The 12,147-nt window shown below is 67.1% G+C and carries 14 protein-coding genes; 6 read left to right on the top strand and 8 right to left on the bottom strand.

The features are described from left to right. Positions 1-96: 96 nt before the first annotated feature. Genes NL241_RS13495 through dprA form a run of 3 tightly spaced genes read left to right on the top strand, consistent with a single transcriptional unit; the run spans position 97 to position 3,139 of the window. Positions 97-474, top strand: a complete 378-nt coding sequence (locus NL241_RS13495; RefSeq protein ID WP_487689195.1) for a YraN family protein — start codon at positions 97-99, stop codon at positions 472-474. Next, positions 474-1,985 (top strand): YifB family Mg chelatase-like AAA ATPase, encoded by a 1,512-nt coding sequence (locus NL241_RS13500; RefSeq protein WP_494397799.1) that lies wholly within the window; start codon positions 474-476, stop codon positions 1,983-1,985. Before NL241_RS13495 ends, NL241_RS13500 begins: the two co-directional genes overlap by 1 nt. Then, positions 1,982-3,139, top strand: a complete 1,158-nt coding sequence (gene dprA / locus NL241_RS13505; protein WP_494397800.1) for a DNA-processing protein DprA — start codon at positions 1,982-1,984, stop codon at positions 3,137-3,139. Before NL241_RS13500 ends, dprA begins: the two co-directional genes overlap by 4 nt. 1 nt (position 3,140) lies before the next feature. Here the strand turns inward: dprA and NL241_RS13510 are convergent, their stop codons facing one another. The 7 genes from NL241_RS13510 to NL241_RS13540 form a co-directional block, all read right to left on the bottom strand. Continuing rightward, complete coding sequence (locus tag NL241_RS13510) at positions 3,141-3,566, bottom strand: hypothetical protein (protein WP_494397801.1); 426 nt, start codon at positions 3,564-3,566, stop codon at positions 3,141-3,143. Positions 3,567-3,586: 20 nt separating this feature from the next. Next, positions 3,587-4,192, bottom strand: a complete 606-nt coding sequence (locus tag NL241_RS13515) for a hypothetical protein (RefSeq protein ID WP_487689396.1) — start codon at positions 4,190-4,192, stop codon at positions 3,587-3,589. Between the two features lie 113 nt (positions 4,193-4,305). Beyond that, positions 4,306-4,434 (bottom strand): hypothetical protein, encoded by a 129-nt coding sequence (locus tag NL241_RS13520; protein WP_487689203.1) that lies wholly within the window; start codon positions 4,432-4,434, stop codon positions 4,306-4,308. 16 nt (positions 4,435-4,450) lie between these two features. Beyond that, positions 4,451-5,233 carry a CbbQ/NirQ/NorQ/GpvN family protein gene (locus NL241_RS13525; RefSeq protein ID WP_494397802.1) on the bottom strand — a complete coding sequence of 261 codons (783 nt, stop codon included), beginning with the start codon at positions 5,231-5,233 and terminating at the stop codon, positions 4,451-4,453. Next, positions 5,230-6,762, bottom strand: coding sequence for a nitric oxide reductase activation protein NorD (locus NL241_RS13530; protein ID WP_494397803.1), 1,533 nt, complete (start codon positions 6,760-6,762; stop codon positions 5,230-5,232). Before NL241_RS13530 ends, NL241_RS13525 begins: the two co-directional genes overlap by 4 nt. A gap of 217 nt (positions 6,763-6,979) precedes the next feature. Beyond that, positions 6,980-7,675: a hypothetical protein gene (locus NL241_RS13535; RefSeq protein WP_487689209.1), complete on the bottom strand. Its 696-nt coding sequence runs from the start codon at positions 7,673-7,675 to the stop codon at positions 6,980-6,982. A 69-nt stretch (positions 7,676-7,744) separates the two neighbouring features. After that, positions 7,745-8,347, bottom strand: a complete 603-nt coding sequence (locus NL241_RS13540) for a TetR/AcrR family transcriptional regulator (protein ID WP_487689211.1) — start codon at positions 8,345-8,347, stop codon at positions 7,745-7,747. 103 nt (positions 8,348-8,450) lie between these two features. On the opposite strand from NL241_RS13540, the gene NL241_RS13545 reads away from it, so the two are divergent. Further along, positions 8,451-9,521 carry an NAD(P)H-dependent amine dehydrogenase family protein gene (locus tag NL241_RS13545; protein ID WP_494397804.1) on the top strand — a complete coding sequence of 357 codons (1,071 nt, stop codon included), beginning with the start codon at positions 8,451-8,453 and terminating at the stop codon, positions 9,519-9,521. Between the two features lie 7 nt (positions 9,522-9,528). Here NL241_RS13545 and NL241_RS13550 read toward each other — a convergent pair whose 3' ends face one another. After that, positions 9,529-10,491, bottom strand: a complete 963-nt coding sequence (locus NL241_RS13550) for a GlxA family transcriptional regulator (RefSeq protein ID WP_494397805.1) — start codon at positions 10,489-10,491, stop codon at positions 9,529-9,531. A 77-nt stretch (positions 10,492-10,568) separates the two neighbouring features. Here NL241_RS13550 and NL241_RS13555 point away from each other — a divergent pair, with 77 nt between their 5' ends. Further along, positions 10,569-11,222 (top strand): cytochrome b, encoded by a 654-nt coding sequence (locus NL241_RS13555; RefSeq protein ID WP_494397806.1) that lies wholly within the window; start codon positions 10,569-10,571, stop codon positions 11,220-11,222. 69 nt (positions 11,223-11,291) lie between these two features. Further along, on the top strand, positions 11,292-12,140 hold the full coding sequence (locus NL241_RS13560; RefSeq protein WP_494398304.1) for a siderophore-interacting protein: 849 nt from the start codon (positions 11,292-11,294) through the stop codon (positions 12,138-12,140). The last annotated feature ends 7 nt before the right edge of the window (positions 12,141-12,147 follow it).

Genomic DNA, 12,147 nt, shown 5'->3' on the forward strand with positions numbered 1-12,147 from the left:
TGGATGGTGTTCTGACTGTGGATAACTGGGGCCGTTGAGCGCGGATCCGGCAGTGTGCGGGTGCACGATGTCGGCGGACGGTCGCAGTCTGCGGGCATGACTATTCGGAATTCTCTGAGCCGGACCGAGCTGGGTGCCTTCGGTGAGCAGCTCGCGGTGGAGCATCTGCAGGCCGCCGGTCTGCAGGTGGTGAGCCGGAACTGGCGCTGCCGGTACGGCGAGCTGGACATCGTGGCTGCGGACATGTCGTCGAACACGGTGGTGTTCGTCGAGGTGAAGACGCGTTCGGGGGACGGTTTCGGCGGGGTGGCCGAGGCGGTGACGGCGGCCAAGGTGCGCCGGCTGCGTCGGTTGGCGTCGTTGTGGCTGGCCGGCCAGGACCGGCGCTGGGCGGGTGTGCGTATCGACGTGATCGGGGTGCGGGTGGGTCGGTCACCGCAGCCGGAACTCAGCCATGTGGTCGGGGTGGGGTGATGGCGCTGGGGCGGGCGTTCTCCATGGCGGTGCGCGGGCTGGCCGGTGAGACGGTGGAGATCGAGGCGGATATCAACTCCGGCCTGCCGGGAGTTCACCTGGTAGGGCTGCCGGATGCGGCGGTGCAGGAATCGCGAGATCGGGTGCGTTCGGCGATCACCAACAGTGGTGGGAATTGGCCGATGTCGCGGTTGACGTTGGCGTTGTCGCCGGCCACGTTGCCGAAGATGGGATCGGTGTACGACGTGGCGCTGGCTGCGGCGGTGATGTCGGCCGAGAGTGGGAAGCCGTGGCACCGACTCGAAAAGTGTGTGCTGCTGGGTGAATTGGCACTCGATGGCCGGGTGCGTCCGGTGCGCGGGGTGTTGCCGGCGCTGTTGGCGGCGCAGCGGGACGGCTGGAAGGCGGCGGTGGTGCCGGTGGACAACCTGGCCGAGGCCAGTCTGGTGGACGGTATCGAGGTCTACGGAGTCAGCAGCCTGAGGCAGTTCACCGCGTGGCTGGAGGGCGGTCAGCTGCCCGGCCGGGTCCCGGTGGCGGCGCCGGCGGTGGAGTCCGCGGCGGATCTGGCCGATGTGGTGGGGCAGACGCAGGCGCGGTTCGCGGTGGAGGTCGCCGCAGCCGGGGCGCATCACCTGATGCTGACCGGCCCGCCGGGGGTGGGCAAGACGATGCTGGCGCAACGGCTTCCGGGGCTGTTGCCGGCGTTGACCGAGTCGGAGTCGCTGGAGGTGACGGCCATTCATTCGGTGGCTGGGGTGTTGTCGGAGTCGACGCCGCTGATCACCCGGCCGCCGTTTGTGGCGCCGCACCACACCTCGAGTGTCGCGTCGCTGGTCGGTGGGGGATCCGGGATGGCGCGCCCGGGGGCCATCAGCCGGGCTCACCGCGGCGTCCTGTTCCTCGACGAATGCGCCGAGATCGGTGTGAGTGTGCTGGAGGCATTGCGAACCCCTCTGGAAGACGGCGAAATTCGCCTGGCTCGTCGTGACGGTGTGGCGCACTACCCGGCCCGGTTCCAGCTTGTCCTGGCCGCCAATCCGTGCCCGTGCGCGCCGGCGGATCCGCGGGACTGCCTGTGTGCTCCCGCGAACAAGCGGCGCTACCTCGGCAAGCTGTCCGGCCCACTGATGGACCGGGTGGATCTTCGGGTCGAACTGCAACCGGTACGCACCACGGCCTTCAACGTCGAAGACAGTGAACCCACGGCCGTTGTGCGGGAACGGGTCGCGGCGGCCAGGGCAGCGGCTACCGCGCGTTGGAGATCCCACGGGATCCGAACCAATGCCGAGGTCAGCGGCGTGCTGCTGCGCAGAGGGCGCTACCGGCCGTCGAAATCGGTCATGGAGCCACTGGCCTCGGCGCTGGACCGCGGCCTGTTGAGCATCCGGGGCGTCGATCGCTGTTTGAGAGTCGCCTGGACCCTCGCCGATCTGGGCGGCCGAGCGATGCCGAACCTGGCCGATGTGGGAATGGCGTTGAGCTTTCGCCAGCCGGGGGCTGCGCGATGAGCGAGGACCGCACCGCGTTACTGGCCTGGGCGTATCTGTCCCGGGTGGCCGAGCCGCCGTGCCCACCGTTGGCCGCCCTGGTCACCGAAGTCGGCCCCGTCGAGGCGGCGGAACGAGTGCGCCGCGGACAGGTGGACGACGGGCTGCTCGGCCACGTGCGGGCCAGGCATGAGATCGACAGCGCCGCTGATGATCTGGAGATCCTGAAGCGTCGTGGTGGCCGATTGATCACCCCGGATGACGAGCAGTGGCCCGAGTGGGCGCTGCTGGCCTTCGATGGGCACCGTTCGGACGGCAAACGCAAACCCGAGGACCACCCACCGCTGGTGTTGTGGGCCATCGGCCCGGAGCACCTGGCGGATCGTACCGACCGTGCGGTGGCCATGGTCGGCACGCGGGCGTGCACCACATACGGCGAGCAGGTGACTGCCGATCTGGTGGCCGGACTCGTCGACAGTGACGTCGCGGTGATCTCCGGTGGCGCGTTCGGTATCGACGGCGCCGCGCACCGGGCGGCGTTGGCGTGCGAGGGGGTGACGGTCGCGGTGCTCGCCGGTGGTATCGATGTGCCGTACCCGGCGGGGCACTCGGCGCTGCTGCACCGCATCGCCGGCAGCGGCCTGCTGCTCAGCGAGTACCCACCGGGTGTGCGGCCGGCGCGCTATCGCTTCCTGACGCGAAACAGGCTGGTGGCCGCGCTGTCTGGCGCCACGGTTGTCGTGGAGGCCGGCCTGCGCAGCGGTGCCGCCAACACTGCGGCGTGGGCTCGGACGTTCGGGCGCACGGTGTGCGCGGTCCCCGGCCCGGTGACCTCAGCGGCGTCGGCGGGCTGTCACGAACTGCTTCGTCACCACCGGGAGACGGAGCTGGTGACGCGCGCCCAGGAGATCGTCGAGGTGATGGGTCGCATCGGTGAGCTGGCCGAGGAACCAGCACGGCCGGTCACCGCACTGGACGGCCTCGACCCGCTGCAGCAGCGGGTGTACGAGGCGCTGCCCAGGCGTGGTGCCCGGTCAGCCGAGGAGATCGCGGTCGCCGCCGGTGTGCCCGCGGTGCAGGTACTCGGTCAACTCGCACTGCTGGAGCTCGGCGGGCTACTGGAACGCCACGAGGGGAGGTGGCGGATCACGAGATCAACGACGATGGCAGGGTGACTCAGGGTGTGTTCGACTGCTGTTCGGCGGCCTGACGCGCCTCGCGCTCCTCGTGGATGCGGACCAGTTCGCGGAAGCCGATGCGGTTGTACTGAGGCACCGGCTGGATACCCCAGATGTCCTGAGCAGTGTCCTTGCCCTCGGCGCCCTCGGGCGGTCCGAGCGGGGGGTAGGGGTGTTTGCACTCCAGGGTGTCATCGGAGTAGCGGACCTTGAGGAGCTCACTGCACACCTCGGTGAGGCTCAATGTGGGGTAGCCGTACCACACCGCCATGAAAGGCAGGGTGAACGCGCCCTCGATCACCAATGCCACGAGGCACACCAGGACTGCTCGTTTGATGTACTTGTGCATCCGCGCGTAGTACGGGGTGGTCCCCGGCGGAAGAGCTTCGGTTGCAGCGTCTTTGAGGGGTGATGAGGTGGTCATGGCGATGCTCCTTCAACGGATCAGTCGGTGAAGATCTCGCGATTCACCGTGTGCAGATAAGGGATTGCCAGGAAGGGGGTGATGTAGAAGATGTCGTAGAGCCACCACCCGATGACCGGGAACACCACACCGGCGTAGCGCACGTCGGCGAACATCGTCATGTTGAAGACGTACGCCGCCCAGATCACCACGCCCATCCAGCAGGTGACGATCATCCATTGGTGACCCCATCGGCGCATCTGCAGGAAGCCGATCGCTGCCGCGACGCGCATGGCGAAGACCGTGAAGATCAGCCCGGCGACGTAGGCTTTTTCGCCGGGGGCGGCCGCGCCACCCACCCACGCCTCGTTGTAATGCCAGAAATACCCCGCGTCGAACATGTTGCCCCAGCCCACCATCAGCACACGGTTGATCAGGGTGTGGTTCGCCACCAGATCCAGTGCCCAGCCCAGACTGTTGAGCATCCCGTCGATCAACACCAGGTAGCCGATCAGGGTGACGATCATCGGACGCACCGACAGACCTGCGCGCAGCGCTTGGCGCTGCAACCACACACCTCGCATGAAGATGGGGAAGCCGATCAGGCCGGGTGCCCACATGCCCATCAGCGCGGCGCCGACGATCATCCACTTGTCCGCGCGGCGCTGGGCGGCACGCGATGCATCGTGGTGGTCATCGAGGGCCGCGGTGGCGAGCGCGTGCCCGCTGTTGCCGGCGCCGGTGCTGAGCCCAGGGAGGTTCACAACTCCCACCAGCCGCGGGTGAAGGACATGTAGAGCTGGATGAGGAACATCGCAAGCAGGTAGCCGTAGATGACGATCTGGAGGACGATCAACGCCCGCTTGCGTTTCTTCTCCTTCTGGTCCATGGCTGGTACTCCTTTCCTAGAGGGCTGCCAGGGCGGCCGCCGCGATCTCTCGCAGTCCGTCGGTCACGGCGCCGTCGCCGGAGAGTGGGGCGAGCATGCAGACTTCGGCGGCTTCCGGTTCGGTTGTCCCAGCCGCGATCAGCTGCGCGGCGGTGACCAGCGTCCGGGTGGACGGCGGCTCGAAGTGGAACACCTCGTCGGCAGTTCGGATTGCGGTGGCGCAGCGCACCAGCCGGTGTGCGACGGCCAGGTCGACGCCCGCCTCGGTGACGAGCACCTCGGCTTCGCGCGCGGCCGGCAGGTAGGTCATCGCCAAGGTGACGAACCGTTGCCGAAACGACGGTTTGAGCTCCTTCAGGGAGCTGCGGTATGCCGGGTTGTAGGAACACACCAGCATGAAATCTTCTGGTGCGGAAACTGTTTCGGCGGCTCGGTCCAGATACAGGGTGCGCCGGTGATCGGTCAGTGAGTGCAGGATGGCCAGGGAGTCCTGCCGGGCCTCGACCACCTCGTCCAGGTAACAGATGGCACCGGCTTTGACCGCCCGGGTCAGCGGTCCATCGTTCCACACCACGTCGCCACCGGTCACCAGGAACCGCCCGACGAGATCCGAACTCGTGAGGTCGTCATGACAGCTGATCGTGACCACCGGCCGCCCCAGCAGTGCGCCCATGTGCTCCACCAAGCGGGTCTTCCCGCAGCCGGTCGGGCCGGTGAGCATCACGGGAAGTCGTTGATGGAAGGCCCGTTCGAACAACTCGACCTCGGTGCCGTGGGCGAGATAGGTCGTTGTGGTCATGCGGTGACCAGCTGGCGGTGGACATGGGCGAGCACCCGCGGCAGATCCTCGACGCGGCGAATCCGCTGAGAACGCCTCGGGCCGAACACCTCCGGCAGCGGATCTACCCGGGTGGGTCCGACACCGACGTAGTACACGCTCACCCCGGCGTCGGCGGCCTCTTCGACGGCATGGGCGGTGTCGGCCCAGGCGTAGCGGCCCTCGTAGCCCTCGTCGGACATCAGCCCGTCTCCCAGCACGATGAGCAGTCGGCGTTGGGAGGGCTGGGCGGCCAGCCGGTGGGTCAGGTGACGCAGCGGCGCCCCGAGGCGGGTGTACCCACCGGTGACCAGGCCGAGGCTGCCGGGTGGGACGAACCGGCGGTCATGAAAGTCTTTGAGGCAGTTCACTTCGACGCGATGCCGGGTGTTGCCGGTGAAGGTGAAGATGCCGTGTCGCTCGTGCGCCGCGGTCATGGCGCGCGACAACGCGTCGGCGCACGCGAGTTCCAGTGAGAAGATCTGGCCGCCGTGGACGCCCAGCGAGGAGCTGCCGTCGAGCAGCAGCGCCGTCGTGACATCACGGTCGCTGCGCGTCTCCGCACGGAAGAACCGGGGTCGACCGGCCTCCCCGGTGAGTGAGTTCATGTAGTGACTGACGTAGCGGTCGACGTCGAGGTCGGAACCGTCCTCCAGTCCGCCCCGCATCACACGATGAGTGGGCTGCTGGAACCACTTTCGCAGCTCTGCCGATACCGCACCGGGTGGCCGGTGCCGGTTGCGATGTGCTCGTTCCAGCACCGCCACGTGATCGGGGAGGAAACTGTCGGTCCATGTGTTCCATTCCGGGTACGGGATGCCCGGGCGGTGCTGGGGAGTGACGTCGAGGTCGTTGTCCTCTGGCCGGCTCGGTGGCGGCAGGTTGGGGTTGCGCACGCCGCCGTCGCCGCCGACGGGTACCGAATGCGCGCGGGGAAGGCGCTTTTGCGTGGAAGTCCAGGGCATCCTGCCGAACGTGCGGCGCAGCTTGTCCGAGAGCGCCTGCGGCGCGGTGAAGGCCAAGGGCAGCGAGCCGATCAGTGGCGGCACCTCCAGCGGCGTGTCGGTGCGGGCCATCGCGACGGCAGTGGCGAGCATGTCGGCGGCCTCGGTGTCTGCGGGCGTGATCTCGAGGTGGGGGAGCTGATGGCGTACCTCGGGCAGCAGTCCGGGCCAGTTCGCCGCGATCCATCCCGCGGCGACGCCGGCCTCGACAAGGGCCAACGCGCGCAGCTCGCGGGCCGACAGCTCGTTGAGCCGGTACCGGGTCAGCCGCTCTTTGGACGGTGAACATTGCAGGGCCACACCGCATGTCAGTGACCTGCGGGTCCACTCCGGGACGGGCGGGGGGTAGGGCACCCGGACGGTATCGACTGCGACGTTGACACCGAAATGTCGCTGCCGCCCGGTCACCAGGTGCACGCCCCGCCGGCGGCCGCCGCTGAGTGCCACCGCGGTGACCGCGCAGGTGCGTTCAAGGCTCTGTGCGCGTGTATCTGCGGCCTCGGTCACGACGGCTCAGAACGTGCCCAGGTTCGAGAACATCCAGTACCAGAACCAGATGATCAACCCGGTGCCGCCCCAGGCCGCGACGTAACGCAGGATCTCCCAGATCCAGTCCATCTTCGAACCTCCCGGTCTGCCAGGCGATGTCACTGATGTCGCCACCCCCGCGCCCGGCCCGTTCTTTCTAACAATCTCACTGACTCAAGTCAACAAGTAGAGCGCTTCAGTCGGAGAAGATCTCCCGGTTCACCGAGTGCAGGTAGGGGATGGCCAGGAACGGTGTGATGTAGAAGATGTCATAGAGCCACCAACCGACAACCGGCAGCACGGTGCCGGCGAACCGCACGTCGGCAAACATCGTCATGTTGAACACGTACGTACACCAGATCACCACACCCATCCAGCAGGTGATGATCATCCACTGGTGGCCCCACCTTTTCATCTGCAGGAAGCCGATCGCTGCGGCGATTCGCATGGTGAACACCGTGAGGATGAGCCCCACCTCGAGTGCCTTCTCCCCGGGTCCGGCGGCACCACCGAGCCAGAGCTCGTTGTAATGCCAGAAATACCCGGCGTCGAACATGTTTCCCCAGCCGTTGAGCAGTACGCGGGCCAGCAGGGTGTGGTTCGCCACCAGGTCCAACGCCCACCCAACCGTGTTGATCGCAGCGTCGATGATGACGAGATATCCGATCAACGTCACCAGCATGGGCCGCACGGTCAGGCCGTCGCGCTGGGCCCGGCGTAACAACCACACCCCTCGCAGAAACAGCGGAAGTCCGAGGACGCCCAGGGCGGCGGTGCCGATCAGCAAACTGCCGGAGATCAGCCACTTGTCAGCCTGTCGTTGAGCGGTCTGCGACTGCTCCAGGTGCTCATCCAGGCCCATGCCGGTTCGGTGCAGGCTTGATGCAGGCATGTGAACGTCCCCTCGATGCCGATGAACCCGGCCTCGAGAGTGGCACCCGAACTGACTTAAGTCAACCAATCAGCGCGCTTCGATGCTGCGCATCGTCCTGACCACGTAGTCGTCGAGCAGTGCGGTCTGGGACGCCCAGCCGTGCGTGGTGGTCAACAGCGCGTAGAGCCCGAGCAGAAAGAACACCGCGCTGTTCAACGGGTTGACGTCGGGATCGACCTCACCGGTGGCCTGGGCACGTTCGATCTCCTGTCCGACGGCCACCACCACCGGGTGGTCGCCGGTGCCTTCGGTCTGCGGCCGCTTCTGGGAGAAGTGAAGGGCCAGGAAGTCTTTGAACAACACGGCCCCGAGTCGGCGCTCCAGCCCGACGACCAGGCGGACGGCCTCGTCCAGGATCTCTGACAGCGTGTTGTCCGCCGCCACGAAACGCCGGAGCTGTTTGGCGATGCGCTCCTCCTCGCGCCGCTCCAGTTCCAGCAGTACATGCTCCTTGGTGGGGAAGTGAAAGAAGAAGGTGCCGTGGGCAACTCCCGCGGCGGCCACGATCGCGCGGACGTCGGCGTCAGCCATGCCGGACCGTTTGAACTCCGCGATGGCGGCTCCCATCAACCGCTCGCGCGTCTGCAGACGCTTGGCTTCTCGCGCCGAAGGTCGGTCCACCACTGCCATGGTGCGACGATAACCCGTGCCGCTGTTCGGTGAAACGCCCGTACGATCCGGGATCTGTGTTTGACTCTGGTCGGAGGTATCCACTGCCGCGATCGGGGGACAGATGCGCCGAGTGGTCCAGTTCTCGACGGGCAATGTGGGACGCCACTCCCTGCGGGCCATCATCGGAAGGCCCGATATCGAACTGGTCGGCGTGCACGCCGCAGCGACGGACAAGATCGGTCGCGACGCCGCGGAACTGTGCGGCCTCGACGAGGCGACGGGGATTCTGGCCACTGATGACATCGACGCACTGATCGCGCTGCGGCCCGACTGCGTGGTGTACACCGCCCAGGGGGAGACCCGTCCGACGGTCGCAATCGAACAGATGTCGGCTTTTCTGGCCGCCGGTGTCAACGTGGTCGCCACGTCGATGGTGTGGCTGGTGGCTCCCCGCTTCGCCGACGACTGGCTGTGTGCTCCTCTGATGGCAGCGTGCAAGACCGGCAACACGTCGTTGTTCGTCAACGGTATCGATCCGGGCTACTCCGGCGACACCGAAGTGCACAGCGCGCTGAGCCTCGTCACCCGGGCCAGGTCGGTCACCGTGCAGGAAATCTTCGACTACGGCAATTATGACGACTACGAGTTCACGGGCGTCACAATGGGTTTCGGTTCCACATCCGAGGAGACACCGCTGGCGTTGATGCCGGGCGTCATCGCGTCCATGTGGGGAGGCCTGATACGCAATCTCGCCGACCAACTGGGTATCGAGCTCGACGAGATTCGCGAGCGTTCGCAGCGTTGGTTCGCCGACCAGCGCATCGAGTGCCCGATGACGACGGTGGAACCGGGGCAGATGGCGGCGGTCCGGTTCGCGGTAGAGGGTGTCCGCGACGGGGTTGCCGTGATCACCATGGAACACATCAACCGGCTCACCGCGGCCTCGGCACCCGACTGGGAATATCCGCCCGACAACCAGCCGGGTGTACACCGGGTGATCGTCGAGGGCGAACCGCGCGTGGTGCTCAACACCCATGTGTCTCACCCGGCGATGGACCTCACCGATGCCGGCTGCCTTTCGACGGCGGCACGGGTGGTCAACGCGATCGACTGGGTGTGCCGCGCGCCGCACGGGCTCATCGCGCTCGAGGACATCCCACCGGTGGAGTTGATCCGCGGGCTCATGTGGTGAAGCCGGGTCAACCCGCCAGCGGACCGCGGAACGACTCGCGGTAGCGCCGTGGCGGAACCCCGGTGAGCCGCCGAAACTGCTCCCGAAAGTTCGCCGCTGAACTGAACCCGACGCGGCGCCCGATCGACTCCACCCCCAGATCGCTTGTCTCCAACAGTTGTTGAGCATGACGCACGCGGACACTGGTCACCCACTGCATCGGAGTCCGGCCGGTTGCGGCCTGGAACCGTCGATTGAGTGTGCGCACACTCAAGGCCGCCTGCCTGGCGATCTCGTCCAGGGTGAGCTCGCGATGGGCATGGGACTCGATCCAGCCGAGCACGTCGTCGAGATCCTGGCGGGGACCGAAACCCGCAGGAGGAGAGACGGGTTGGACGATGAACTGGGCCTGACCGCCGCGTCGGTGCAACGGAGCCACCGACAGGCGGGCCGCCTCCGCGGCGACGGCCGCGCCGTGGTCGCGGTACACCACATACAGGCACAGGTCGATGCCCGCCGATGCGCCGGCCGAGGTCAAGATCTGCCCCTCGTCGACGTAGAGCACATCCGGGTCGAGCAGCACCTTCGGGTACATCGACCGGAATGCCTCGGTGCCGACCCAGTGTGTGGTGGCCCGGCGACCGTCGAGCAGGCCGGTGGCAGCCAGCGTGAAGGCGCCGGAGCAGATCGACACGATTCGGGTGCCACGGGCGAACGCGGCGTGCAGCGCTCCCGCCACCGGATGCGGCGGCGGGGTGGTCACGTTGTTGCGGCCGGGCACCACGATGGTGTCGGCCTGGTCCAGCGCATCGAGGCCGCGGTCGGTGACGATGCGGAACGGGCCCGCGCCCACCTCGGGTTCGAGCCCGCACACCACCACACGATAGGCCGGCTCGCCCGACTGCAGCCTCACGCGCCCGAACACCTCGACGGGCACGGTGAGATCGAACGCCACGGTGTCGGGTAACGCAGCCACCACCACTGTGTGCACAAGCTTCAGTCTAGCTGAAGGTAGTCGGGATCGGGTTCGGCCAACAAAACGGCGAGCGTCGCGGGACAGTAACCAGCATGCGTTTGCGCAACGGTCCGCACGGCTACGGCTCGGTCACCAAGCTGCTGCACTGGGCCACCGTGCTCGCCGTCGCCGCGCAGTTCGGCGTCGGCCTCACCATGGAGGCCGACGACGCCGCCATCGATCGCGAGGACGAACGCATCGACGAACTCGAGGACCGCGGTGAGGAGGCAGCCGAGCGTGGTGGCGAGGCAAGTGAGGATGCGTTCGACGCGTACATCGACGGCCTGGAGGATCAACTCGATGCGCGGGAGGACGACTATGTGGGTGTGGCGGTGTCCGACCTGCTCAGCGGCGCGGGTGTGCGCGACGGAATCTCCCTGCCCGAAGCCCACGTACTCCTGGGGCTGACGCTGCTGGCCCTGGGGCTGGCGCGGGTGCTGTGGCGGACCACCGCTCCGCTTCCCCCGTGGGCGCCCTACCTCTCGGCGCGGGAACGGACGGTGGAGTCGGCGGCCGAGAAGCTCCTGCTCACCTCGCTGTTTCTGGTGCCCGTGTCGGGCCTGCTCCTGGTGGCGGTGAGCGTGGACTGGCTCTGGATGCACATCACCGCGCAGGTGGTGTTTCTCGGAGTCATCGGGGTGCACGTCGCCCTGGTGTTGCGCCACACGGTGTTCCGTCGCAATGGTGAGCTGCGCCGCATGCTGTGAGGGACCAACCGCTGCGCCTCGCCCGGCTCGTATAGTCGATGGTCTAAGCAAACGACGATGGGAGGCGATGTGGCGGGCCGACCACTACACGCGTTCGAAGTAGTGCGAACTGAGCAACTGGGACCTCATATGGTGCGAGTTGTTCTGGGAGGCAATGGATTCGACACCTTCACTCCGAGCGAGTTCGCCGACTCCTACGTGAAGATCCTGTTCATCCCTTCCGCGGTGGATATGGCCTCGTTGCCCACCCCGCTGACCATGGACAGCTTCAAGAAACTCCCGGCGCACGACCAGCCGACCCTGCGCACCTACACCGTGCGCTACGCCGACCCCCGGGCCCGCGAGATCGCCATCGACTTCGTGACCCACGGCGACCACGGCATCGCCGGCGCGTGGGCCGGCAGGGTGCAGCCGGCTGAACGCGTTTATCTGCTGGGACCGAGCGGTGCCTACTCGCCCGACCCGGCCGCCGACTGGCATCTGCTCGCCGGCGATGAATCCGCCATCCCGGCGATCAGTTCGACGCTGGACGCACTGCCCGCCGACGCAACGGGGCAGGTGTTCATCGAGGTCGCCGGACCCGACGACGAGCTGCCCCTGCCCGCGCCCGAAGGCGTGCAGGTGCACTGGATCTACCGGGGTGGGCGCGCGGACCTGGTACCCGAGGACCATGCCGGCGACCACGCCCCGTTGATCGAGGCCGTCAAGAGCGCACCCTGGCTCCCCGGTCAGGTGCACGTCTTCATTCACGGTGAGGCGCAGGCGGTGATGCACAACCTGCGGCCGTACATCCGTAAGGAACGTGGTGTGGACGCCAAGTGGGCATCGATTTCCGGATACTGGCGCCGCGGCCGCACCGAGGAGACGTTCCGGCAGTGGAAGCAGGAACTGGCCAAGGCCGAGGGTGGCGAGGGATAGACACGCG

This window comes from Mycolicibacterium sp. SMGY-1XX (assembly GCF_059132455.1).